The sequence below is a fragment of the Atlantibacter sp. MEI4A-1023 genome, assembly GCF_056155425.1.
Window position 1 is genome coordinate 929,162 of record NZ_CM149568.1, and the last position, 24,788, is coordinate 953,949.

24 protein-coding genes are annotated in these 24,788 nt (G+C 54.9%); 16 read left to right on the forward strand and 8 right to left on the reverse strand.

The window, feature by feature from the left end:
* Positions 1-53 precede the first annotated feature (53 nt).
* A complete protein-coding gene (gene eno / locus ACVV26_RS04365) occupies positions 54-1,352 on the forward strand; it encodes a phosphopyruvate hydratase (RefSeq protein WP_312983418.1) in 1,299 nt (432 codons plus the stop codon).
* A 63-nt stretch (positions 1,353-1,415) separates the two neighbouring features.
* Here the strand turns inward: eno and ACVV26_RS04370 are convergent, their stop codons facing one another.
* Positions 1,416-2,753 carry a gluconate:H+ symporter gene (locus ACVV26_RS04370; protein ID WP_474800152.1) on the reverse strand — a complete coding sequence of 446 codons (1,338 nt, stop codon included), beginning with the start codon at positions 2,751-2,753 and terminating at the stop codon, positions 1,416-1,418.
* Positions 2,754-3,053: 300 nt separating this feature from the next.
* On the opposite strand from ACVV26_RS04370, the gene queE reads away from it, so the two are divergent.
* Complete coding sequence (queE, locus tag ACVV26_RS04375; RefSeq protein WP_474800153.1) at positions 3,054-3,725, forward strand: 7-carboxy-7-deazaguanine synthase QueE; 672 nt, start codon at positions 3,054-3,056, stop codon at positions 3,723-3,725.
* Positions 3,726-3,772: 47 nt separating this feature from the next.
* On the opposite strand, the gene queD is transcribed toward queE, so the two are convergent.
* Positions 3,773-4,135: a 6-carboxytetrahydropterin synthase QueD gene (gene queD / locus ACVV26_RS04380; RefSeq protein WP_474800154.1), complete on the reverse strand. Its 363-nt coding sequence runs from the start codon at positions 4,133-4,135 to the stop codon at positions 3,773-3,775.
* A 300-nt stretch (positions 4,136-4,435) separates the two neighbouring features.
* On the opposite strand from queD, the gene cysJ reads away from it, so the two are divergent.
* The 4 genes from cysJ (at position 4,436) to ACVV26_RS04400 (ending at position 9,115) form a co-directional block, all read left to right on the forward strand.
* Positions 4,436-6,238 carry an NADPH-dependent assimilatory sulfite reductase flavoprotein subunit gene (cysJ, locus tag ACVV26_RS04385; protein WP_474800155.1) on the forward strand — a complete coding sequence of 601 codons (1,803 nt, stop codon included), beginning with the start codon at positions 4,436-4,438 and terminating at the stop codon, positions 6,236-6,238.
* Entirely contained in the window at positions 6,238-7,950 is a 1,713-nt protein-coding gene (cysI, locus tag ACVV26_RS04390) for an assimilatory sulfite reductase (NADPH) hemoprotein subunit (RefSeq protein ID WP_474800157.1), read from the forward strand. Before cysJ ends, cysI begins: the two co-directional genes overlap by 1 nt.
* A gap of 32 nt (positions 7,951-7,982) precedes the next feature.
* Entirely contained in the window at positions 7,983-8,717 is a 735-nt protein-coding gene (gene cysH / locus ACVV26_RS04395) for a phosphoadenosine phosphosulfate reductase (RefSeq protein ID WP_474800158.1), read from the forward strand.
* A gap of 260 nt (positions 8,718-8,977) precedes the next feature.
* Positions 8,978-9,115 carry a Hok/Gef family protein gene (locus ACVV26_RS04400; protein ID WP_474800159.1) on the forward strand — a complete coding sequence of 46 codons (138 nt, stop codon included), beginning with the start codon at positions 8,978-8,980 and terminating at the stop codon, positions 9,113-9,115.
* Positions 9,116-9,176: 61 nt separating this feature from the next.
* On the opposite strand, the gene ACVV26_RS04405 is transcribed toward ACVV26_RS04400, so the two are convergent.
* The gene (locus tag ACVV26_RS04405) at positions 9,177-10,232 is read right to left on the reverse strand and encodes an aminopeptidase (RefSeq protein WP_474800160.1); all 1,056 of its coding nucleotides are present in this window, start codon (positions 10,230-10,232) and stop codon (positions 9,177-9,179) included.
* Positions 10,233-10,473: 241 nt separating this feature from the next.
* On the opposite strand from ACVV26_RS04405, the gene cysG reads away from it, so the two are divergent.
* The 10 genes from cysG to ACVV26_RS04455 all read left to right on the forward strand — a co-directional run bounded on the left by cysG (position 10,474) and on the right by ACVV26_RS04455 (position 19,367).
* Positions 10,474-11,889, forward strand: coding sequence for a siroheme synthase CysG (cysG, locus tag ACVV26_RS04410; protein WP_474801729.1), 1,416 nt, complete (start codon positions 10,474-10,476; stop codon positions 11,887-11,889).
* Positions 11,890-11,949: 60 nt separating this feature from the next.
* On the forward strand, positions 11,950-12,858 hold the full coding sequence (gene cysD / locus ACVV26_RS04415; protein ID WP_312983433.1) for a sulfate adenylyltransferase subunit CysD: 909 nt from the start codon (positions 11,950-11,952) through the stop codon (positions 12,856-12,858).
* Positions 12,859-12,869: 11 nt separating this feature from the next.
* Complete coding sequence (gene cysN, locus ACVV26_RS04420; protein WP_474800162.1) at positions 12,870-14,297, forward strand: sulfate adenylyltransferase subunit CysN; 1,428 nt, start codon at positions 12,870-12,872, stop codon at positions 14,295-14,297.
* Complete coding sequence (cysC, locus tag ACVV26_RS04425; protein WP_474800163.1) at positions 14,297-14,902, forward strand: adenylyl-sulfate kinase; 606 nt, start codon at positions 14,297-14,299, stop codon at positions 14,900-14,902. Before cysN ends, cysC begins: the two co-directional genes overlap by 1 nt.
* Before the next feature lie 51 nt (positions 14,903-14,953).
* The gene (locus ACVV26_RS04430; RefSeq protein ID WP_312983439.1) at positions 14,954-15,277 is read left to right on the forward strand and encodes a DUF3561 family protein; all 324 of its coding nucleotides are present in this window, start codon (positions 14,954-14,956) and stop codon (positions 15,275-15,277) included.
* A gap of 175 nt (positions 15,278-15,452) precedes the next feature.
* Positions 15,453-15,764 (forward strand): cell division protein FtsB, encoded by a 312-nt coding sequence (gene ftsB, locus ACVV26_RS04435; protein ID WP_125295616.1) that lies wholly within the window; start codon positions 15,453-15,455, stop codon positions 15,762-15,764.
* Between the two features lie 18 nt (positions 15,765-15,782).
* Positions 15,783-16,493: a 2-C-methyl-D-erythritol 4-phosphate cytidylyltransferase gene (gene ispD, locus ACVV26_RS04440; protein WP_474800164.1), complete on the forward strand. Its 711-nt coding sequence runs from the start codon at positions 15,783-15,785 to the stop codon at positions 16,491-16,493.
* A complete protein-coding gene (gene ispF / locus ACVV26_RS04445) occupies positions 16,493-16,972 on the forward strand; it encodes a 2-C-methyl-D-erythritol 2,4-cyclodiphosphate synthase (RefSeq protein WP_183170052.1) in 480 nt (159 codons plus the stop codon). The genes ispD and ispF overlap by 1 nt, the downstream gene beginning before the upstream one ends.
* The gene (gene truD / locus ACVV26_RS04450; RefSeq protein ID WP_474800166.1) at positions 16,969-18,018 is read left to right on the forward strand and encodes a tRNA pseudouridine(13) synthase TruD; all 1,050 of its coding nucleotides are present in this window, start codon (positions 16,969-16,971) and stop codon (positions 18,016-18,018) included. Before ispF ends, truD begins: the two co-directional genes overlap by 4 nt.
* Positions 18,019-18,182: 164 nt before the next feature.
* Positions 18,183-19,367: a tyrosine-type recombinase/integrase gene (locus ACVV26_RS04455; RefSeq protein ID WP_474800167.1), complete on the forward strand. Its 1,185-nt coding sequence runs from the start codon at positions 18,183-18,185 to the stop codon at positions 19,365-19,367.
* Here the strand turns inward: ACVV26_RS04455 and ACVV26_RS04460 are convergent.
* The 5 genes from ACVV26_RS04460 to ACVV26_RS04480 are packed head-to-tail and all read right to left on the reverse strand — an operon-like array spanning position 19,354 to position 24,786.
* On the reverse strand, positions 19,354-19,527 hold the full coding sequence (locus ACVV26_RS04460) for a helix-turn-helix transcriptional regulator (RefSeq protein ID WP_251849648.1): 174 nt from the start codon (positions 19,525-19,527) through the stop codon (positions 19,354-19,356). The two genes, ACVV26_RS04455 and ACVV26_RS04460, sit on opposite strands and share 14 nt — an antisense overlap.
* 44 nt (positions 19,528-19,571) lie before the next feature.
* A complete protein-coding gene (locus ACVV26_RS04465; protein WP_474800169.1) occupies positions 19,572-19,919 on the reverse strand; it encodes a DUF7694 domain-containing protein in 348 nt (115 codons plus the stop codon).
* On the reverse strand, positions 19,916-20,176 hold the full coding sequence (locus tag ACVV26_RS04470; RefSeq protein WP_474800171.1) for a DUF4060 family protein: 261 nt from the start codon (positions 20,174-20,176) through the stop codon (positions 19,916-19,918). Before ACVV26_RS04470 ends, ACVV26_RS04465 begins: the two co-directional genes overlap by 4 nt.
* 33 nt (positions 20,177-20,209) lie before the next feature.
* Positions 20,210-21,322 carry a RecT family recombinase gene (locus ACVV26_RS04475; protein WP_474800173.1) on the reverse strand — a complete coding sequence of 371 codons (1,113 nt, stop codon included), beginning with the start codon at positions 21,320-21,322 and terminating at the stop codon, positions 20,210-20,212.
* Between the two features lie 11 nt (positions 21,323-21,333).
* Positions 21,334-24,786: a RecE family exodeoxyribonuclease gene (locus tag ACVV26_RS04480; protein WP_474800174.1), complete on the reverse strand. Its 3,453-nt coding sequence runs from the start codon at positions 24,784-24,786 to the stop codon at positions 21,334-21,336.
* Between the last annotated feature and the right edge of the window lie 2 nt (positions 24,787-24,788).

Here is a 24,788-nt window from a genome sequence, read left to right on the forward strand (position 1 = left end):
CGGTGCACTGTTTGTCTGGAGTTTTAGTTAACTTGTGACTAGAGGAAAATCTAATGTCCAAAATCGTTAAAATCATCGGTCGTGAAATCATCGACTCCCGTGGTAACCCGACTGTTGAAGCTGAAGTTCACCTGGAAGGCGGTTTTGTCGGTATGGCAGCTGCGCCGTCAGGGGCTTCTACTGGTTCCCGCGAAGCGCTGGAACTGCGCGATGGCGACAAATCCCGCTTCATGGGCAAAGGCGTAACCAAAGCTGTTGGCGCGGTTAACGGTCCGATCGCTCAGGCTCTGCTGGGTAAAGACGCGAAAGACCAGGCTGGCCTCGACAAAATCATGATCGAGCTGGACGGTACTGAAAACAAATCTAACTTCGGCGCTAACGCGATTCTGGCTGTTTCTCTGGCTGCTGCTAAAGCTGCTGCTGCCGCTAAAGGCATGCCGCTGTACGAGCACATCGCTGAGCTGAACGGCACCCCGGGCAAATTCTCTATGCCGCTGCCGATGATGAACATCATTAACGGTGGTGAGCACGCTGACAACAACGTTGATATCCAGGAATTCATGATTCAACCGGTTGGCGCGAAAACCCTGAAAGAAGCGGTACGCATCGGTTCTGAAGTGTTCCATAACCTGGCGAAAGTGCTGAAGTCTAAAGGCATGAACACCGCTGTGGGCGACGAAGGCGGCTACGCGCCGAACCTGGGTTCCAACGCCGAAGCCCTGGCTGTTATCGCTGAAGCGGTAAAAGCAGCAGGCTACGAACTGGGTAAAGACGTTACCCTGGCGATGGACTGCGCAGCCTCTGAATTCTACAAAGACGGTAAATACGTTCTGGCTGGCGAAGGCAACAAAGCGTTCACCTCTGAAGAATTTACCCACTTCCTGGAAGAACTGACCAAACAGTACCCGATCGTGTCCATCGAAGATGGCCTGGACGAGTCTGACTGGGAAGGCTTCGCTTACCAGACTAAAGTTCTGGGCGACAAAATCCAGCTGGTTGGGGACGATCTGTTCGTAACCAACACCAAGATCCTGAAAGAAGGTATCGAGAAAGGCATCGCTAACTCCATCCTGATCAAATTCAACCAGATCGGTTCTCTGACCGAAACTCTGGCTGCGATCAAGATGGCGAAAGATGCTGGCTACACTGCCGTTATCTCTCACCGTTCTGGCGAAACTGAAGACGCGACCATTGCCGACCTGGCAGTAGGTACCGCTGCTGGCCAGATCAAAACCGGTTCTATGAGCCGTTCTGACCGTGTTGCTAAGTACAACCAGCTGATTCGTATCGAAGAAGCGCTGGGTGACCGCGCACCGTTCAACGGTCTGAAAGAAGTGAAAGGCCAGGCGTAATCGTCTGCACTTTTCCTGAAAAAGCCGGGCAGCGATGCCCGGCTTTTTTGTTTTCAAACGCGGTTAGATGATTAAGTCCAGCAGCAGTACGATCAGCAAGCCTACCACCGAGTTCGTCAATTCCAGCAAGCCCCAGGTCTTAAACGTATCCTTAATCGACAGGCCAAAATACTCTTTAAACAACCAGAAGGCGGCGTCGTTAACGTGCGTCAGGGTGTTACTCCCGGACGCGGTTGCCAACACCATCAGCGCCGGATCGACGTTAAACGTCGTGATCATCGGCCCGACGATCCCGGCAGCAGTAATTGCCGAAACCGTACCGGCGCCCGTCGCCAGACGTAACAGCACGGTGATGAACCACGCCATGATCAGCGGCGATACCGATGAGGTGCGCATCATATCGGCAATGTAGTCACCCACGCCGGTATCCATAATGATCTGCTTAAACGCGCCGCCTGCACCGATGATAAACACCACCAGCGCGACTTTCTCAATCGCGGTGGAATAAGAGAGCATCACGTCGGTCATCGATTTACCGCGCGCGGTACCAAAAGCGTAAAGCGCCACCAGCACGGCAATCAGCATACTGATTTGCGCACTGCCGACGAAGTTCAGCAGCGAAGTGACGTGCGGATTCGCCGGGACCACCAGTTTGATAAGCGTCACGCCGGTAATGATAATTGCCGGGATCAGCGGCACCAGTAAGCTGACGGCGAAAGAGGGCATTTCATCATCGCGGAACACTTTCTGCGATTCGAGCAACTGCGGGATTGGGCGGTCCAGGTTACCCAGCAGTTTCGGCAAAATAATCCCGGAACAAATCACCGTCGGGATCGCCACGATCACGCCGTAGATATACACCATCCCCATATCCGCATGGAATGCGGCCACCAGTGCGGTAGGGCCTGGCTGAGGCGGGAACAGGCTGTGCGCGGTAGTTGCTGCGGCGACCATCGTAATGCCAAGTTTCAGGAACGGAATTTTCGCTTCCCGGGCGATACTGATCACCAGTGGCGCGAGGATTAAGAACGCCACTTCATAGAACATGGCGAGGCCGAAAATCAGGCCGATAACCATGATCGCCCATTGCACTTTTTTCGGTCCAAAGCGCTGTAGCAGCGTTGAAGAAACCCGCTGGGCCGCGCCGGAATCCACCATCAGTTTCCCGAGGATCGCGCCAAACAGAATGATCAGCGCCAGATGTCCGAGGGTACTTCCTATACCAGTTTCAATGGACTTGCCGATGGCTTCCAGCGGCAGGCCTTCACAAACCCCAACGAAGATTGCCGCCAGCAGTAACGCCAGCATCCCATTGATTTTGAACTTCATATTCAGTATCAGCAGTACAACAACGCCAAGCGCCACCCAGATGACCGGCATGGCTTCAACAAGAGTGTTCATCCAGTTTCCTTGCTAAAAATTATAATTGGTATGATATGTAGGTGAGGTTGGATATTACTCGGCTGAATGTGTTATACCAATTTAATTAGCAGGGTAAGCTTTAAAAGGTGATGTACCTCAAGTAATGATGAAAGAGTGGCGTTTGTTTCATTGATGATGCCTGGTTGTGTCACATAATGTGCTTTTACGTTAACGACGGGCGGATTGACTGCCTTAGCCCACCTTCCCGCCGGGAACTGCGCAAGCGCCGGCAGCGGGAATATGCGATAATAATGGTTTACCACCAACGAAGAGCCGAAGATGCAGTACCCGATAAATGAGATGTTCCAGACCCTGCAAGGCGAGGGTTATTTCACCGGCGTTCCCGCCATATTTATTCGCTTACAGGGATGCCCGGTAGGCTGTGCCTGGTGCGACACCAAACACACCTGGGACAAGCTTGCCGATCGGGAAGTGTCGCTATACAGCATCCTCGCCAAAACCAAAGAGAGCGACAAATGGGGTTCCGCCAGCCCGGAAGAGTTGTTGGCGGTGATCGAACGCCAGGGCTGGACCGCACGTCATGTGGTGATCACCGGCGGCGAGCCCTGCATTCACGATCTTATCCCGCTGACCCATCTGCTTGAGAAAAGCGGCTTCAGTTGCCAGATTGAGACCAGCGGCACCCATGAAATCCGCGCTGTTGCCACCACATGGGTAACCGTATCGCCGAAAGTGAATATGCGCGGTGGATATGACGTGCTGCACCAGGCACTGGAACGCGCCGATGAAATCAAACACCCGGTAGGGCGGATGCGCGATATTGAAGCGCTGGATGAACTGCTGACCACGCTTAACGACCAGAAACAGCGCGTGATTGCGCTTCAGCCGATCAGCCAGAAAGAAGACGCCACGCGCCTGTGCATTGAAACCTGCATCGCCCGCAACTGGCGGTTCTCAATGCAGACGCATAAGTATTTGAATATTGCCTGATTGAGCTTTGCGCCCGAACGAAATGTGAAACGTTCGGGCGACGTCTCTTACTCGCCGCGATACACGCAGCCTGCGGTACAGGTTTCTTTAATCATCACCGCGCTCAGCAGCGGCATTTTCGGCTTCATCTGTTGCCAAATCCAGCGCGCCAGCACTTCACTGGTGGGGTTCTCCAGGCCTGGAATATCATTCAGATAATAGTGATCCAGCCGGTTGTAGATCGGTTTAAACGCCGCTTTTAACTCAGCGAAATCCACAATCCAGCCGGTATGCGGGTCCACTTCGCCGGTGATGTCCAGGCGCACCAAAAATGAGTGTCCATGCAGACGACCGCACTTATGGCCTTCCGGCACATGGGGTAAACGGTGGGCGGCTTCGAAGATGAATTCTTTAAAAATAGTGGTTGGCATGACGGGATCCTGGTGCAAAAAAACCGCCGTAGGGTACAGGAAACCACTTTTTTTAGCATTAACTAAAACCGGCATACGCTGGCGAAGCGCGGTTTTTGTTATTTCTTCTCTTTAATTATTTTATTAATCAAAGCCTTATTTAATCTGTTTTATCGCTAATATGTACCTGTAAAAACGGTTAGTCATTTTGGTTATTTGATATTTCAACCGCTTATTTAATAGATATCATGTCGCCCGGTAACCTTACATTCTGTTCTGTTTTTATAACGAAGACAGCTTTAATACTGGACATAACGACGCATGACGACTCAGGCCCCTCCGAACGCTTTGCTCCCGCTGAGCCCGGAACAACTGGCGCGCCTTCAGGCGGCCACTACGGACTTTTCCCCCACACAGCTGGCATGGGTTTCCGGCTATTTCTGGGGCGTGATTAATCAACAGAACGCAGCACCGGGTGCGGTAGTGCAAAACGCGCCGGAAGCCGCAGCCATTACGCTCATCTCTGCGTCGCAAACCGGCAACGCGCGCCGCGTGGCAGAAGCGCTGCGTGACGATCTGCTGGCTGCGAAGCTGAATGTGACGCTGGTAAACGCGGGCGACTATAAATTTAAGCAAATCGCCCAGGAAAAATTGCTGATCGTCGTGACGTCTACCCAGGGCGAGGGCGAACCGCCGGAAGAAGCGGTCGCATTGCACAAGTTCCTGTTCTCTAAAAAAGCGCCAAAGCTGGATAATACCGCGTTTGCCGTGTTCGGCCTGGGCGACAGTTCTTACGAATTTTTCTGTCAGTCCGGTAAAGACTTCGACAGCAAACTGGCGGAACTGGGCGCAGAGCGCTTACTGGATCGCGTTGACACCGACGTTGAATTCCAGCCAGCCGCCCAGGCGTGGCGCGAGCGCATCGTCGAGGTGCTGAAATCCCGTGCGCCTGCCTCAACGGGCGCTGTGCCGCGAACGGCCATAGGCGCGGTGAATGATATAACCAGCACGCCGTACACCAAAGAAGCGCCGCTGACCGCCAGCCTGGCGGTAAACCAGAAAATCACCGGGCGTGATTCTGAGAAAGACGTGCGTCATCTGGAAATCGACTTAGGCGATTCCGGCTTGCGTTACCAGCCGGGCGATGCGCTGGGCGTGTGGTATCAGAACGATCCGGCGCTGGTCGACGAACTGGTAGGCCTGCTGTGGCTGAAAGGGGATGAACCCGTTGAAATCGACGGCAAAACGCTGCCGCTGCGTGAAGCCCTGCAGTGGCATTTCGAGCTGACGGTTAACACCGCCAATATCGTTGAGAATTACGCCACGCTGACCCGCGCCGAAACCCTGCAGGATCTGATTGGCGATAAAAACAAATTACAGCATTACGCCAGCATCACCCCGATTGTCGATATGGTGCGTTTCGCCCCGGCGCAGCTGGATGCTTCGCAACTTATTGGCTTGCTGCGCCCGCTGACGCCGCGTCTGTACTCGATCGCGTCTTCCCAGTCCGAAACGGAAAACGAAGTGCATATCACCGTTGGCGTGGTGCGCTACGACGTTGAAGGACGCGCCCGCGCAGGCGGTGCCTCCAGCTTCCTGGCGGACCGGGTGGAAGAAGATGGCGAAGTCCGCGTGTTTATCGAGCATAACGACAATTTCCGCCTGCCGGCTAATCCAGAAACGCCGGTCATCATGATTGGGCCCGGTACCGGCATCGCGCCGTTCCGCGCCTTTATGCAGCAGCGTGCTGCCGAAGGAGCGAGCGGTAAAAATTGGCTGTTCTTCGGCAATCCGCACTTTACCGAAGACTTCCTGTACCAGGTTGAATGGCAGAGCTATGTGAAAGAGGGCCTGCTGACCCGTATCGATCTGGCCTGGTCGCGGGATCAAAAACAAAAAATATACGTACAAGACAAACTGCGCGAACAGGGCGCGGAACTGTGGCGCTGGATTAATGACGGTGCCCATATTTATGTCTGCGGCGACGCCAACCGTATGGCGAAAGACGTAGAAAAAACGTTACTGGACGTGATTGCCGAATTTGGTGGCATGGATACCGAAGCGGCAGATGAATATTTAAGTGAGCTGCGCGTTGAGCGCCGTTATCAGCGAGATGTCTACTAATGAGCGAAAAACACCCTGGCCCACTGGTGGTCGAAGGCAAACTGTCTGACGCCGAGCGTATGAAGGTAGAAAGCAACTACCTGCGCGGCACCATTGCCGAAGATTTAAATGACGGCCTGACCGGCGGTTTTAAAGGCGACAACTTTCTGCTGATCCGCTTTCACGGCATGTATCAGCAGGACGATCGCGATATCCGCGCCGAGCGCGCCGCACAAAAGCTGGAGCCGCGCCATGCGATGCTGCTGCGCTGCCGCCTGCCGGGTGGGATTATCACCACCAAACAGTGGCAGGCGATCGACAAGTTCGCCCACGACAACACGATTTACGGCAGTATCCGTCTGACCAACCGTCAGACATTCCAGTTCCACGGCATTCTGAAGAAGAACGTTAAGCCGGTGCACCAGATGCTGCACTCGGTTGGGCTGGACGCGCTGGCGACCGCCAACGACATGAACCGTAACGTACTGTGTACTTCCAACCCGTACGAATCCGAGCTGCATGCCGAGGCGTACGAATGGGCGAAAAAGATCTCCGAACATCTGCTGCCGCGTACCCGCGCTTATGCAGAGATCTGGCTCGACCAGGAAAAAGTGGCGACCACCGATGAAGAACCGATCCTCGGCCAGACCTATCTGCCGCGTAAGTTCAAAACCACGGTAGTGATCCCGCCGCAGAACGATATCGATCTGCACGCAAACGACATGAACTTTGTGGCGATTGCCGAGAACGGCAAGCTGGTCGGCTTTAACCTGCTGGTGGGCGGCGGCCTGTCCATTGAGCACGGTAACAAGAAAACCTATGCGCGCACCGCGAGCGAGTTTGGCTATCTGCCGATTGAGCATACGCTGGCGGTGGCAGAAGCCGTTGTCACCACTCAGCGCGACTGGGGCAACCGTACCGATCGTAAAAACGCCAAAACTAAATACACCCTGGAACGCGTCGGCCTGGATACTTTTAAAGAAGAAGTGGAACGTCGCGCGGGTATTAAATTCGAACCGATCCGCCCGTATGAATTTACCGGACGCGGCGATCGCATCGGCTGGGTAAAAGGCATCGACAATAAATGGCACCTGACGCTGTTTATCGAAAACGGCCGTATTCTGGATTATCCAGGCCGTCCGCTGAAAACCGGCCTGCTGGAGATCTCGAAGATCCATAAAGGCGAATTCCGTATTACCGCCAACCAGAACCTGATTATCGCTGGCGTGCCTGAGAGCCAGAAAGCGAAGATCGAGAAACTGGCGCGCAATCATGGGCTAATGGATGCGGTCACGCCGCAGCGTGAAAACTCCATGGCCTGCGTGTCGTTCCCGACCTGTCCGCTGGCGATGGCGGAAGCCGAACGTTTCCTGCCGTCTTTTACGGATAAAGTCGAAGCGGTACTGGAAAAGCATGGCGTCGGCGATGAACATATTGTGTTGCGCGTCACCGGTTGCCCGAACGGCTGTGGCCGCGCGATGCTGGCGGAAGTCGGGCTGGTAGGCAAAGCGCCGGGTCGTTACAACCTGCACCTGGGCGGTAACCGTATCGGTACGCGTATTCCGCGGATGTATAAAGAAAACATCACCGAGCCGGAAATTCTGGCATCGCTGGACGAACTGATTGGCCGTTGGGCCACAGAGCGTGAAGATGGCGAAGGGTTTGGCGATTTCACCGTGCGTACTGGCATCATCCGCCCGGTCCTCGATCCGGCGCGTGATTTCTGGGAATAACCGGCCACGGCGGCACAACTAAAGAGGTCATTATGTCCAATTTGGATCTACAGGCGCTGAATGAATTACCGAAAGTGGATCGGATTCTGGCGCTGGCGGAAACCAACGCTCAACTGGAAAAGCTGAGCGCCGAAGAGCGTGTCGCCTGGTCGCTGGAAAACCTGCCGGGCGAGGTGTTGCTGTCGTCCAGCTTTGGTATCCAGGCGGCGGTGAGCCTCCATTTAATCACCCAACAGCGCCCGGATATTCCGGTGATCCTGACGGATACCGGCTATCTGTTCCCGGAAACCTATCAGTTTATCGACGAGCTTACGGAGAAGCTGAAGCTGAATCTGAAGGTTTATCGTGCGGAGCATAGCCCGGCCTGGCAGGAAGCGCGTTACGGCAAGCTGTGGGAGCAGGGCGTTGAAGGCATTGAGAAATACAATAACATCAACAAAGTGGAGCCGATGAACCGGGCATTGAGCGAGCTGAACGCCAAAACCTGGTTTGCCGGCCTGCGCCGCGAGCAGTCCGGCAGCCGTGCGAACTTGCCGGTGCTGGCGATTAGCCGGGGCATCTTTAAAGTGCTGCCGATCATCGACTGGGATAACCGCACGGTGTACCAGTACCTGCAAAAACACGGGCTGAAATACCATCCGCTGTGGGATCAGGGTTATTTGTCGGTGGGGGATACTCACACCACCCGCAAATGGGAACCGGGTATGGCGGAGGAAGAAACCCGCTTCTTCGGCCTCAAGCGCGAATGCGGCCTGCACGAAGGTTAAATTTCGGAAACTATTCAATGCCTCCGTCATCATGCCGGGGGCTTTTTTTTATCTTGCGAGCTGTCTTCCGTAACGGAGGGAGAAACACAGACAAAGACGGGATCGGGAATAGAATTGCGGCGGGTGCTTGAGGCTGTCTGGCTTTGAGCATTTGCAGGGTTCAGATAGTTAAAAGCCCCAGGAGATATTTCTATCAACCTGAGGCTACCAACCAAACCAGCAATTTGGATGTTAGTTTCTTCTTTATCTGGAGGCAAGACATGCTGTCAAAGTACGCCCTTGCGGCAATCATTGCGCTGGGGTTCACACTCATGGTGCGCGACTCGCTTTGCGAGCTGCGCATTAAAGAGCGTGGTATGGAATTCAGCGCTGTTCTCGCTTACGAACCGAAGAAGTAGCTGAAACGCGGGGGCAACCCCGCGTATCGGAGGGTGAAGGTTTGGCCTCATGCACCCATTTTTACGTTTTGCCTGCTTTCGCCAGTTCTTTCACCAGCGGCAGCATAATCCGCATCACATCGCGGCTGCGTTTTTCAATCCTGCCAGGCAGCGCGCGATCGATATACAGCTGGTTATCCAGTTGGGCATTATGCCAGCTGGTGCCCGCAGGGAACTGCGCGCTCTTCGCCCGCTGTTGATAGCCGTCTTTCCGGCCTAACGACCAGTTGGTCGCTTCCACGGATAACACCGGAATTCCGGCCTTATCAAACACTTCTGCATCGTTGCAGCAGCCTGTGCCTTTTGGATAATGGTCATTAAGCCCAGGATTGGTGCTGGCGGCGATATGATTACTACGCGCAATGGCCAGCGCCCGATCGCGAGTTAGCTTTCGCACCGCCGTCGGCGTGGATTGCCCGCTGTTGAAATAGAGTTTGTCCCCGACAATCAAATTATCCAGATTGATCACCAGCAGGGTGTTTTTCCGCTCCTGGGCGCTCATTCTTTTAAGGATATTTTCCGCACCCAGTTTGCCTTCTTCTTCAGCGCTGGTGGCGATAAAACGAATGCCGTACTGGGTTGGCGTGTCTTTCAGTTTTTCTGCCAGTTCCAGCATCACCCCAAGCCCGGCGGCGTTATCGTCGATGCCCTGTAATGTCAGGCCCCCCAGATTGGTGTCGATATCCGCATCGCTTTGCGGCGCGTAGGTATCAAGGTGCGCCATGATGATGATTTGCTGGGGCAGTTTGCCTTCATGGGCGGCAATAACGCTGGATCCCGTGACGTTCTGCCAGTTGGTCAGCTTATTGGCGCGGGTAAAAACGTAGCGGGTATTAAAGGTGCGGATGTCGCTTTGATATCCCCATTGAGCGAACTGCTGGCGGATATAGTCTGCGGAGAGCATTTCGGCAGGTGTGCCGGTCATGCGGCCAGGAAAATAGGTGGCAATATGGCGAGCCTGGGCGCTGGCGGTTTTACCGGGCGCGGCGGCCTGGGCAAACACCGGAAAAAGAGCGCCAACACTGAGCGCCAGACCGATTGCACACTCGATCACGCCACGGCGCAATGCGGGAAACATAGATAATCCTTAATCATGAAAACGCGGAAAAATTTTTTCGCCTAGTATGAAACTGTGATGTGCGTTACACAATTTCATTTGCTCTGAAACCCCCGAAAAATCACGCCTTAAGCACTTTTTGAACTTTGCTTTGCCAGTGGCTTATTCCTTTGTGGAACTACTCATGCCAATTGGTAATTTCATTCGTTTTAAGGCGGCCCCTATAGTCGCTTCTGGATTCTGATGTTGAGTGAGCCAGCGAGTGGACTATCTTCCCCTGTTTGCAGACCTGAAAGCGCGCCCGGTGTTAGTCGTCGGCGGCGGCGAAATCGCGGTGCGTAAAATTAGCTTGCTGCGCCGGGCCGGCGCGGTGGTGCGCGTGGTTGCCAAAAAGCTGGCGGCAGAACTGCAGCGTGACGTTGATGCAGGCCATGTTGAATGGCTGGCCGCTGAGTTTGACGAGCAGCAGCTCGACAGCGTTTTTCTGGTCATTGCCGCGACCAACAACCGCGAACTCAATCGCCAGGTGTTTGATGCGGCTAATGCGCGCCACCGGCTGGTCAACGTGGTGGACGATCAGCCGCTTTGCTCATTTATTTTCCCTTCGATTGTCGATCGGTCGCCGTTAGTGGTGGCGGTCTCTTCCGGTGGCAATGCGCCAGTGTTAGCGCGTTTGCTGCGTGAAAAGCTGGAGTCGCTGCTGCCGCAAAGCCTTGGACGTATGGCGACGGTGGCGGGCAGTTTCCGCGAGCGCATTAAAGGCGCGCTAACTACCACCGATGCGCGGCGGCGTTTCTGGGAGCAGGCGTTTCGCGGCCGCTTCGCCAGCCTGATGGCGGCGGGTAACGAACGTGCGGCGATTGAAACCCTGGAAGCCACGCTGGCAAACCCGCAGCAGCAAACCGGAGAAATCATTCTGGTGGGCGCGGGGCCGGGAGATGCCGGACTGCTGACGCTACGCGGTTTGCAGGTGCTTCAGCAGGCGGACGTGGTGCTGTATGACCATCTGGTCAGCGACGATGTGCTTGAACTGGTACGCCGCGATGCCGATCGCATTTGCGTGGGCAAACGCGCGGGAGAGCATGCCGTTCCTCAGCATGAAACCAACCAGATGCTGGTGGATCTGGCGCGTGAAGGCAAAACCGTGGTGCGCCTGAAAGGCGGCGACCCGTTTATTTTTGGCCGCGGCGGCGAAGAGTTGCAGGCGGCCCAACAGGCTGGGGTGGCGTTTCAGATGGTTCCGGGGATCACTGCCGCCGCAGGCGCGACGGCTTACGCAGGCATTCCGTTGACCCATCGCGAGCATGCACAGAGCGTGACTTTTGTGACCGGTCATTACAAACCGGACAGCCAGCCGTTCGACTGGGCGCATCTGGCCCAGGGCCGTCAAACGCTCGCGATCTACATGGGCACCATGAAGGCCGCGCAAATCAGTGAACAGCTTATACAACATGGCCGCGCTGCCGACACGCCGGTGGCGGTCATCAGCCGCGGCACCCGGAAAGACCAGCAGGTACTGACCGGCACATTACAACAACTCGATGACCTGGCGAAACGCTCGCCGATGCCCGCTTTACTGGTGATTGGCGAAGTGGTGGCGCTCAGCGAGCAATTAGCCTGGTTTCAACCAACAACTCAGGCAGAGGGCGATTCCTCTTCCGTAGTGACTTTGGCTTAGGTACTGGCGAGACAGGCCGTCATACAACGCCTGCGGTGTCAGGCCTTATAAGGAAAGGTTATGGATCAAAAACGACTCACTCACCTGCGACAACTGGAGGCGGAAAGCATCCATATCATTCGTGAAGTTGCCGCAGAATTCGCGAATCCGGTGATGATGTACTCAATCGGCAAAGACTCCAGCGTGATGCTGCACCTGGCGCGTAAAGCGTTCTATCCGGGTACGCTGCCGTTCCCGCTACTGCATGTTGATACCGGCTGGAAATTTCGCGAGATGTACGAGTTCCGTGACCGTACCGCTAAAGCCTATGGCTGCGAACTGCTGGTGCACAAAAATCCGGAAGGCGTGGCGATGGGCATTAACCCGTTTGTCCACGGTAGCGCCAAACATACCGACATCATGAAAACCGAGGGCCTGAAGCAGGCGCTGAATAAATACGGTTTTGATGCAGCCTTTGGCGGCGCGCGCCGTGATGAAGAGAAATCCCGCGCTAAAGAGCGTATTTACTCGTTTCGCGATCGTTTCCACCGCTGGGACCCGAAAAACCAGCGCCCGGAATTGTGGCACAACTACAACGGCCAGATTAACAAGGGCGAAAGCATCCGCGTATTCCCGCTGTCTAACTGGACCGAGCTGGATATCTGGCAGTATATCTACCTTGAAAATATCGACATTGTTCCGCTGTACCTGGCCGCTGAGCGCCCGGTGCTGGAGCGCGACGGCATGTTGATGATGATCGACGACGACCGTATCGATCTTCAGCCTGGCGAAGTGATCGAAAAACGAATGGTGCGCTTCCGTACCCTGGGCTGCTGGCCTCTGACCGGCGCGGTGGAATCCGATGCGCAAACGCTGCCGGAAATCATCGAAGAAATGCTGGTTTCCACCACCAGCGAACGGCAGGGCCGCATGATTGACCGCGATCAGGCAGGCTCTATGGAGCTTAAAAAACGTCAGGGTTATTTCTAAGGAGCCGGCGAATGAACACCACGATTGCCCAACAAATTGCTAACGAAGGTGGCGTTGAGGCTTACCTGCACGCACAACAGCACAAAAGCCTGCTGCGATTCTTGACCTGCGGAAGCGTTGATGACGGGAAAAGCACCCTGATTGGCCGCCTGCTGCACGATACCCGCCAGATTTATGAAGATCAGCTCTCTTCGCTGCATAACGACAGTAAACGCCACGGCACCCAGGGTGAAAAACTCGACCTGGCGCTGCTGGTGGATGGTCTACAGGCCGAGCGCGAGCAGGGCATCACGATCGATGTGGCGTACCGCTATTTCTCTACTGAGAAACGCAAATTTATTATCGCCGACACCCCAGGCCATGAGCAGTACACCCGCAACATGGCGACCGGCGCATCAACCTGCGATCTGGCGATCCTGCTGATCGACGCCCGTAAAGGCGTGCTCGATCAGACCCGCCGCCACAGTTTTATTTCCACGTTGCTGGGGATTAAGCATCTGGTGGTGGCGATTAACAAAATGGATCTGGTGGCGTTCAGCGAACAGACCTTCGAGCAGATCAAACAGGATTATCTGACCTTCGCCGAACAGTTGCCAGGCTCGCTGGATATCCGTTTCGTGCCGCTGTCGGCGCTGGAGGGCGATAACGTTGCCAGCCAGAGCGACAAAATGCCGTGGTACAGCGGCCCGACGCTGCTGGAAGTGCTGGAAACCGTCGAAATCCGCAAAGACGTAGAGCAGCAGTCTTTCCGCTTCCCGGTACAGTACGTTAACCGTCCGAACCTTGATTTCCGGGGTTATGCCGGTACCGTGGCGTCCGGCGTGGTGAAAGTGGGCCAGCGTATTAAAGTGCTGCCGTCTGGCGTGGAGTCCAGCGTCGCGCGTATCGTTACCTTTGATGGCGATCTGGAACAAGCGGCGGCAGGGGAAGCTATCACGCTGGTGCTGAAAGATGAAATCGACATCAGCCGCGGTGATGTCTTGCTGGACGCCAGTGAAAATCTGGCTATCGCGCAGGCCGCGAAAGTTGACGTGGTCTGGATGGCGGAACAACCGCTAACGCCGGGCCAGAGCTACGACATTAAAGTCGCCGGTAAAAAGACCCGCGCCCGGGTCGACAATATTCAGTTCCAGGTAGATATCAACAACCTGACCCAGCGCGTGGTGGAAACCCTGCCACTGAACGGTATCGGGCTGGTGGATCTGACATTCGACGAACCGCTGGTGCTGGATCCCTATCAGCATAACCCGGTAACCGGCGGCCTGATCTTTATCGACCGTCTGTCTAACGTGACCGTAGGCGCAGGTATGGTGCTTGAACCGCAGGTCGACGTCTTCCAGGAGCCTTCTGCTTACAGCGCATTTGAGCTGGAGCTGAACGCGTTGGTACGCCGCCACTTCCCGCACTGGGGCGCGCGCGATTTGCTGGGAGGCAAGTAATGGCCGCCCATGACGAAAATGTCGTCTGGCATGCGCATCTGGTGACCCAGCAGGCCCGTGAGCAGCTTCACGGGCACCGGGGTGTTGTGCTGTGGTTTACCGGGCTTTCGGGCTCGGGTAAATCCACCCTCGCAGGGGCGCTGGAAACGGCGCTTCACGAGCGCGGCGTCAGCACCTATTTGCTGGACGGCGATAATGTGCGCCACGGCCTGTGCAGCGACCTCGGCTTTAGCGATGCCGACCGTAAAGAAAATATTCGCCGGGTGGGAGAAGTCGCTAACCTGATGGTGGATGCCGGGCTGGTAGTATTGACGGCGTTTATATCTCCGCACCGCGAAGAACGTGCAATGGTGCGCGAGCGGGTAGGGGAAGGGCGCTTTATCGAAGTGTTTGTTGATACCCCGCTGGAAGTCTGCGAAGCGCGCGATCCTAAGGGATTGTATAAAAAAGCTCGCGCCGGAGAGTTGCGCAACTTCACCGGTATCGACGCGGTATATGAAGCCCCTGACCGCCCGGAAATCCATTTAGATGGTGAACAATTAGTAACAAATTTGATTGCGCAAATATTAGACCTGCTGCGGCGGGACGATATTATCAAATTCTGAGACAGCGCCGGGAGACTCTCTCTTCCGGCAAGTCAGGTCACAGGATCGGGTATGCGCAATTCAACAAACATGATTATCTCGCAGGCCTCTGTCCCGCCTGCTGCTGAAGAGACAACCTGGACATTCCCTGGGGCTATTCTTGGGTTTTTGGCGTGGCTGTTGGCGTTAGGTTTTCCTTTCCTGTTCTATGGTTCCAACACCCTGTTCTTCTTTCTCTATACCTGGCCTTTCTTCCTGGCATTGATGCCCGTGGCGGTGGTTATCGGCATTGCGCTACATTCATTGCTTGATGGTCGGCTGATCGTCAGTTGCGTGATGACTATCCTGACCGTCGCGCTTATGTTTGGCGTACTGTTTCTCTGGCTAATGAGCTAAGTTAAGACATACTTCCAGGCGTAACGAGTTATTAATTCCGCTCCCGGTCCGCACCTGGAGGCGCATATTGCCGTGTTATGTGATACATTTTGCCGCTGTTTTTTGGAGTCGGATTGGGCCAGGTAGTGCCCGATGAAAAGTTATGGGATGATTATGCCGTTTTTCAGGGGGCAGAATGGGTAAACTAACACTGCTATTGCTGGCATTAGTCGTCTGGCTACAATATTCATTGTGGTTTGGTAAAAACGGCGTTCATGACTACACCCGCGTCAGCGATGACGTGGCGGCCCAGCAGGCAACCAACGCAAAACTCAAAGCGCGTAATGACCAGCTTTTCGCCGAAATTGACGATCTCAACGGCGGACAAGAAGCGATTGAAGAGCGCGCGCGTAACGAATTGAGCATGACCAAACCGGGCGAAACCTTCTTTCGTCTGGTGCCCGACGCCTCTAAGCAGGCGGCGGGGTCACGGCAAAATAATCGATAACAGGCTCAGGTTTCACACATGGCATCTTCCTGTGCGGACGTGATTGCCGTGGTGCCGGCTGCCGGGATTGGTAGCCGCATGCAATCAGACTGTCCCAAACAATATCTCACCATTGGCGACCACACGATCCTCGAACATGCGGTGGCGAGTTTACTGCGCCATCCTCGCGTGGGCCGCGTGATCGTCGCCGTCAGCCCTTCTGACAGGCAATTTGACGCGCTGCCGCTGGCGAGCAATTCACGCGTAACGCGCGTCGACGGTGGCCGCGAGCGGGCGGATTCGGTGCTGGCGGGTTTAAAAATGGCCGACAATGCCGCATGGGTGCTGGTGCATGATGCCGCACGGCCTTGCCTGCACCCGGACGATCTGGACGCGCTGCTGGCGATCACGGCGCACAGCCGCGTCGGCGGAATTTTGGCCGCGCCGGTGCGCGACACCATGAAACGCGGCGAGCCGGGAAAAGCGTTAATCGCCCATACCGTTGAGCGAACCGATCTCTGGCATGCACTGACACCGCAACTCTTTCCCCTTGAATTACTGCGCGACTGCCTGGTCCGCGCCCTCAACGAAGGGGCGACGATCACCGACGAGGCGTCGGCGCTGGAACACTGTGGCTACCATCCTGAACTGGTGGCCGGACGTGGCGATAATATTAAAGTGACACGTCCTGAAGACCTTGCCCTTGCGGCGTTTTATCTTACCCGTTTAACCCAGATGGAGAATGCATAATGCGGATCGGACATGGCTTCGATGTACACGCCTTTGGCGGCCCTGGCCCACTGATCATTGGGGGAGTGCGTATCCCTTATGAAAAAGGCCTGCTGGCCCATTCGGACGGTGACGTGGCATTGCATGCTTTGACCGACGCGCTGTTAGGCGCAGCGGCGCTGGGCGACATCGGCAAACTGTTCCCGGATACCGACCCGGCGTTTAAAGGTGCTGACAGCCGCGAGCTGCTGCGCGAAGCCTGGCGCCGTATTCAGGCCAAAGGTTACACGCTTGGCAACGTCGATGTGACGATCATTGCCCAGGCCCCGAAGATGCTGCCGCACATCCCGCAAATGCGTGTGTTTATCGCCGAGGATCTGGGCTGCCATATGGATGACGTTAACGTCAAAGCCACCACTACCGAGAAGCTGGGCTTTACCGGGCGCGGCGAAGGTATTGCCTGCGAAGCGGTGGCGCTGTTGGTGAAGGTAAAAGCTTGATGGATTTTGAACAACTCAGTTGGCTGCATGGCAAACCGCAGGGCTCGGGCACGCTGAAAGCCTCGCCGGAAGATTTCGTGGTCGTGGAAGATTTAGGCTTTGCACCGGACGGCGAAGGCGAACAACTGCTGGTGCGCATCGTAAAAAAAGGCTGCAACACCCGCTTTGTGGCCGATGCACTGGCTAAATTCCTTAAAGTGCCAGCCCGCGAAGTCAGCTTCGCCGGACAAAAAGACAAACATGCCATCACTGAGCAGTGGCTTTGCGTTCGCTTACCCGGCAAGGACATGCCAGATTTAAGCGGCTTTGCGGTGGAAGGCTGCCAGGTGCTGGAATACGCGCGTCATAAGCGCAAACTGCGCACCGGGGCATTAAAAGGCAATCATTTCAGATTGATATTGCGTGACATTACCCGGCGCGATGAGCTGGAAACTCGCCTCAGTGCGGTAAAAAACGACGGCGTGCCTAACTATTTCGGCCCGCAGCGTTTTGGGCGCGGCGGCAGTAACCTGATTCAGGCGCGGGTATGGGCGCAAAATAATATGCCGCTGCGCGATCGAAATAAACGCAGTTTTGCGTTGTCAGCAGCCCGCAGCGCGTTGTTTAATCAGCTTGTCAGCGAGCGGCTTAAAAAAACAGACTTTAATCAAGTTGTTGACGGCGATGCGCTACAATTAGCGGGGCGCGGAAGCTGGTTTGTGGCGACGCAGGAAGAACTGCCCACGCTCCAGGAGCGTGTGAATAATCATGAACTGTTAATCACGGCGGCGCTGCCGGGCACCGGCGAGTGGGGAACCGTGCATCAGGCGCTGGAAAATGAACAGCAGCGCATTTCGCAAGAGGCAGATTTACAGGCTTTATTAGAGCGTGAGAAAGTAGAAGCCGCCCGTCGCGCGATGCTGGTGTATCCCCAGGCAATGAGCTGGGCGTGGCAGGATGACGCGACCGTAGAAGTGCGTTTTTGGTTGCCTGCGGGTAGTTTTGCCACCAGTGTGGTAAGGGAATTGATAACAACGTCGAGTGATTATGCGGATATTGCTGAGTAATCAATATGCATGTCGCTTGCTGTTGCAGGTTGTCGCATAAATGCAGCAATATTCAAGGTATTGAAGTTTTAACCGTCGCCCATTGTCGCACGTTGTTGCTTGACAGCGCACATTAAACCGGACAACTTACCGGACAACATGAATTCTTTTTAGTGTTGTCCGGTATGCCACTCACAGACACCCGCGTTAAAAATGCCCGCCCACAGGATAAGCCCTACACGTTGCAGGATGGACAGGGGCTTTATCTCGAAGTCAGACCTACCGGCGCTAAATTCTGGCGCTATCGGTACTGGCTTACTCCAACAAAAGACGGTCGATACACTATCGGCGAATATCCGGCTGTTTCCCTTTCCGATGCGCGCCGCGAGCGTGAATGGGCCCGCGAACAGGTAAAGCGCGGTTTCAATCCCACAGACATGAAGAAACAGGAGCGCCAGCGCGCCGAAATCGAATCGGCTAATACATTCGAACTGGTGGCGAAAGAGTGGATAGAGAAGAAGCGATCGACCTGGGCCGAGGGCACCTGCGAACAGGTAGAAAACTTTCTGGCGATAAATTGCTACCCGGCGTTTGGCAGCAAATCTATCCGCGATGTCACTGCGCACGAAATTCTGGCGGTACTGAAGAAGATGGAGGGGCGCGGATCGTCGTCCTCTGCGTTAAAGGTGCGGCAATGGTGCTCGGCAATATTCTGTTATGCCGTTTCAACGCTGCGCGCTGACTCTGATCCCGCTGCCGCCCTTAAAGGGGCAATCATACCCCCGAAAACAAAAAATTCCCGCTGTCTGAACAGCGATGAGTTGCGGCAATATTTCGCTGCAGTGGAAAACTATGCGGGCCACGCTCAGACCAAAATATGTTTGCAGTTGTTACCGTTTGTATTTGTTCGCCAGGGAGAGCTGCGCGGCGGAGAATGGTCAGAAATTGACTGGGAGCAAAACATGTGGGTGATCCCGGCGGCGCGTATGAAAATGAGCCGCCCCCACTCGGTACCGCTGACGCCGTACACGCGATCATTATTTGAAAGGGCTAAAGCGCTGGCGGGTGATAATCCGTTGATACTACCTGGCATTAAAAACCCAAAAGCCCCGTTAGCTGATAGTACGATTAATCGCGCCATAGAATATCTTGGATTCCCACCAAAACATATTACTAGCCACGATTTCAGGGCGACCGCATCGACCACGCTTTACGAGATGGGATTTCGCAGAGAGGTAATCGAAAAACAGTTGGCACACGCAGAATCAAACAGAGTTGTTGCCGCGTACAACCACGCTGAGTACCTGCCAGAACGGCGAGAGATGATGCTCGCCTATGAGTCCTGGCTTTTAGGTTTCATAACGATTTAAGCCCAGCCAGATATTTTTTGATGCTGGACTCCGGCCATTTTGTTGAGCGACCGATTTTCTTTGGCGGATCAAGTTCGCCAGACTTAACTTTGCGATAAATGGTCGCGCGGTGCATATCCAAAATCCCGCAAACCTCTTTAACGTTCAGCAGACGATCCATAATTCTCTCCACTGGCCCCGGCCGGGGCCGTTGATAATTCATTCTCAGTTGTCACGGCGCCAGGCGAACGGCAACGGTTCAGGTAAAATCCACAGGTGGCGAATATTGGCAACGTTCACCACGTCGCGTTCCGCCGGGTAAATCTCGACCGCATCCCGATCCGCATAGCCAACGGCGTTTTTGATTTCCTGGAGCGTGTCCCAGCTTATGCCGTCTTTCCAGCGTCCCGCTAACCCCAACTCTCTGGTATTAACGGACAGGCGAATTACGCCCCCTTCCTCATGAAACTCCTGGACCAGAAAGCGTGGATTTATCCAGACGTTGGTTCGGCTGGGGTCGTGGAGTTTTTCCGGCCACTGCGCTTTCGGTACCTCATTAAAACAGCAGATCATGGTTTTCCCCTTAAACCCATCACAGGGCTTGCCAGAGCACGTAACCGACGCGGTTTATCCATCGGCGTCGCGATGTAACTGTGTTGGCAGTTCCTGATCTCAACGCGAAGTTTGGTCCCGTCAACCCGGATCATGTAATCCACGCTTTTGCCTGTTATGCCGTAATCTCCGAAACGCTCGTAATGTTCATGGAGCGCTGCTGCGCAAGCCTGTCGGGCTACCGGGGATTGTTTGCTGCCTCTGTTAATTAGTCTCATCGTTAACCGGGAGGGCGAACCCTCCCGCCTCCCTTAGCCGACATACTCAGGTTTCATATCCAGCAAATTGATGCTGAATCTCTCGTACAGTTCATCGCCCAGATGGCGTTTGGCTGCCGTCAGTGTCTGCTCGGCCTTCGTGAATCGTTCAGCGGCATCCGGTTCATCCGGCTGTGGCAGAGAGTTGATCGCCGCTTCGACTTTATTGCGCGCATCCACCAGGTAGTAGCGCTTCACGGCTTTGTTTTTCAGTTCAGTAAACAGGGCGGTGCCCAGCGTGGCTTTCGCTGCTTCGATATCCACACGTACCGCTTTAGCGCTATTGACGTCTTCAGCGGCTTCAATGCGGTCACGAAATTCATCGGCCAGGGCATCGATGTTCGTAGTGCATTCCCGCGCACTGCTGGTGGTGCTCACATCACTGGTAATTTCCTGGACGCTCATGCGCGGAGCGGGTGCCGGGTTGATCTCTTTCTCGGTGCGCTGCTCGACTTCATCAGGGGTATACACACCGAGAACGACCGCAGGGCAATACAGGCGCGCCCAGTATTTAAGGGCCAGGTAAGCGATCTGCTGCTTGGGATTAGAAATCCACAGTGGAGAGTTACGCGTGATCACGCTGGACAGGAAGACCGGTTCGCCCCAGGTGATCTCGCTTTCGCCGCGAATGACGGCACCCACGCGAACCGACAGGCCTTCCTCGTCAGCATTAGTCCAGCCGCGCACCATTTCTTTTTTGTCGTACGTCCCGCCGCCTTTCGCCGGCTTCTTAACGATCTCCTCACGGCTGCTGGCGCATTTCGACCAGTCACCCTCGTACTCATAGTGAAAGCGGCCCACGATTGCGTTGGAGCTCGAGATCACCGCGTTTACCAGTTGCGCTTCGTAGCCCAGTACGCCGTTTACCAGGTGCGTTTTCTGTGCAACGGCGTAAGGGTTCATGCCCCACTGCATTGCCTGCATGATAATAGCCATGCAGTCGGCAGAGTTGCCGCGAAGATGTTCAGGAACCGTTACGGCTGCCTGAGCCATCAAACCGGCAACGGCTTGAAGTTGGGTTAATGCCTGTACATTGAAGATGGCGTTACTGGCAGAGATTGTGTTTGGAGCCTGCTGCTCCGCGGTTACGATATTCATGCTTTCCATCGTTATTCCCCTTATGCCTGAGTACGCAGCGCTTCAAGGCGGCGCAGGTCGAAGTCGTTCAGTTCGTCGGTGTAATCGTCAACAATCGGTGCTGGCCACTCGCCGGTATCGAATGCGTTTGCTATTGCACGCATAGTAGTGCGGTACTCAAGCGCACCCAGCTCAAGCAGTTCCTGACTGGCTTCGACAATGGCGATCCAGTGGTAACCTTCGTCTTTGTTCACGAAAATCCAGAAGAACTGATCCAGTGCTGCTGTTTCGGTATACATGGCCGCGCTCAGGTGATAATCGCGGTCAATGATTTCGCGGTGGAGCCGGGCGCGCAGACCTGACTGCTTGACGTTCCACATGCTTATCGTCTTGAGGTCAGCCCCGATGCGGATGCTGTTCATATCGATTTCAAGGTCCGGGCGTACGCGGATTTCCAGACCTGTTTCGTCATCGATGCCAAAATAGCTCACCTCGACGGCCCGGCCTGAATGAGTCAGGAACTTACCGGCGGTCGGGTGGGCCAGTAACGCCGACTGAATGGCCCGGGCGGTCGCCAGTTGCTGGCGCGTTACCAGAATTTTTCCGTCCGGGTTTTCGCGCCAGGCATCCAGCAGTTCGTCTGCAAACACCGCATCTGGTTTGACGGTCTTCACAGCCTGAATCAGGTCAGCTTTGGTGCCGGACACTTTAAGCGGCTGCGGCTTCTGCGCTTCCTGTGCCACCAGGTCAGGATTAACGATCGCCAGTTGTTCGAGCAGCGCGTCACGACTGCCACTGGTTTTTACCGGAGCGGGCAGGGTGGCGTTGTACTCCTTAATGCAGGCTTTCATTGCCGTTGCCGTCTGCTTCTGGTCAGGCTCAATACGCTGATAATCAGCTGGCAGAGCCATATAGTTTTGCGCTGTTTCTTCCAGACCGCCGCCCAGCGGTACCGGAGCGGGCAGGGTGTCGTTATGCGCCTCCAGCAGCGCTTTGATATCTTCAGCGCTGAGTTGCGGCGCCAGGCTGGCGTTATGTGCCTCGATAAACGTGCGCAGCGTTGCCGTGGTGGTGAATGCACCTTCCGGGATTTCAGGTTCAATACTGAATTCTGTGTGCAGGTTCTCCGGTTGCAGTGCAAGCGCATGCACCAGGTTACCCATATCCAGCACTTTGGACTGCTCGCGGGAAATGGTCTTTTCAACATGGCGGGCATTGAAATACATCAGCGATACGCGGGCATCTTTTACCATGGTGGAGCTGATACCGTTCGCGGCGTGGTAAACGTTGTTCGGCAACCCTTCATAACGACCTGGCTCGAAGAACGCCGGGTATTCAGGAGCTGGTGGCTCCTGATGCACTTCTGGCTCGATCTGATTCACTTTTTCGGCTTCTTGATGCGCAGAATCGTCATTCTGATGCACATTTTCTGGTTTTTGTTTCACATTCTCCTGATCATGATTCGCCAGGCTCGGCGCTGCGGCCGCGAAAATTTCTGACGGCGTTACGGCATCTGCCTGCGGATGATCTGCATCAGCGCCTTCGCCTGCTGAAACCGGTGTACCAGCCGGGATTTCGTTACTGACAGCCGTTTCCATCTGCACATCTTCGGTAATCTCCAGTTCTTCTCGCAGGCCTTCGGCCATTTCCTGATAAGTGGCGTCACCCATTACCGGGCCGTTGTCCGGATTAATCGGGGCGTTACCAGTCAGCCCTTCGATGGAGAACACTCCAGCACCGAGGTTTTCGACCTTCGGCTGTGCGGCCGCTTCTTCAGCCCGGCGACGCGCCCCTTCTTCGCGGACTCGCTGTAAATTCTCTTCGTGAGTACAGAAAGATTTACGTGGCGTTTTATCCCATTTCGGATCCGCCGGGTCGCTGATGCCCTCAACATATTCTCCGCGGTCAGCGGCCAGTTGTTTATCCAGGGTTTCACGGCTGAATTGCGCAGCCTCTACAGTTGCAGCATCTGGCTTGTCATGCTGGTGTTCTTTCAGGTTCGCTCTGATGTAGGTTTGAAGGCTGACCGGGAAATGATGAACATTCTCGGCGGCGCCACGAATCAAGGCGAAAATGGCAGCGCGTGAATAGTCCAGGATGCCCGCTGTTTTGCGCAGTGCGGCAGACCATTCCTTAAACGGGCTTTCATGTTTCTGAACGATTTCCTTGGCGCGACGATGTATAGCGCCCGGGATGTTGTAGATATCGAAATCCATCGGCAGCGTCGCGGCTGCAATTTCAATATCCAGTGTTTCCAGAGTGTGCTCATAATCCGGGTTGCGATCTGTCACGATGCCGCCGCCAGCGTTCGTGCCCGTGTCGGTGCGCTGAATTGCGGATATGCGGTTACCTTTGGCCCATTCCTTCACAAGCAGACCTTTGTCGATATACGCGGTTTCGCTCCAGGCCTTCAGGAATTGCAGCATTACGCCAAGTTCAGGCATTTTTTTATCCTGAGGGAATACTTCTTTAAACGCCGTGGTCAGTTTCCAGAGGTCGTATTCCCTGACGTCTTTCAGGGCAGGTGTGTTTTCAGCGGCAAGAAGCAGGTTTTGTACATACGAGTTATCCACATCCAGTTCCAGCGTAATAACTTCTTTCTTCTGCTCCAGGGTAATGTGATAGGCGTACTCTTCTTCAGAAAGGAGCTGGGCGAGAAGGCGCTGACGGAATGGCAGGGTGGCCACTGTGATAAGCTCTGGCACTTCAGCGTCACGGAATTGCTGGACAGTTTCAGAGGGGGTGTCACTGCTGCCATTAATTTCAGGCCAGTCCTGGACGAGGTCAGCCCACTCTTTAACGAGCTGGGAGCGATCACCCGGTTCAGCTTCCACCCAAGCTGCAATAAAGCCGTTAAAGGCGCTTACTTCGTGGTTCTGCTCCAGTGGGAATAATTCTTTTACGGACTGAATGAGTTTCCACTCAACATGCGCAGACAGTTCATCAATACCTGGTATTTCCCGGCAGGCCTGCAGCAGGTTCTGGATATAGAGATTGTTTTCGTCCGCCTCAGCTGCGCCGATTTGTACGTGCATAGCTTCACTGATTTCTTTTTCTTCAGTGTTGTTAAGCAGGTGAGCAATCAGGCGCTGCGGCAGGCGCAGGCGCGCTACCGGGCGGAGCAGTGCAGGGACGTCAGCAGCCGACGCACTGGCATGACCGGCAGCGTCCGTCAGCTGCGCGCGCTCGTCCTGAATATTTACGGATTCAGCCGGTTTCGCTTTTGGTAGCCAGGTACGCCCGTCTTCCTGCAGTTCGTAACGATCACACCAGGTGAAATCAACTTCACCTTCTTTCGGCAGGCCGTCAACAACCGGGAAATCAGTGCGAATCGGTTTGGCGTAGTCCTTGCCACGACCTGTTTCGATGCCTGCATCTTCCAGCGCAACATCCAGCATCAGATTGGCACGAGCCTCAGTCTTTGCAGTGAACCAGACAAAAGCATCAGGCTTTCCCGACTTTTGCGTGGCTTTAACTACATATGGAAATTCCATGT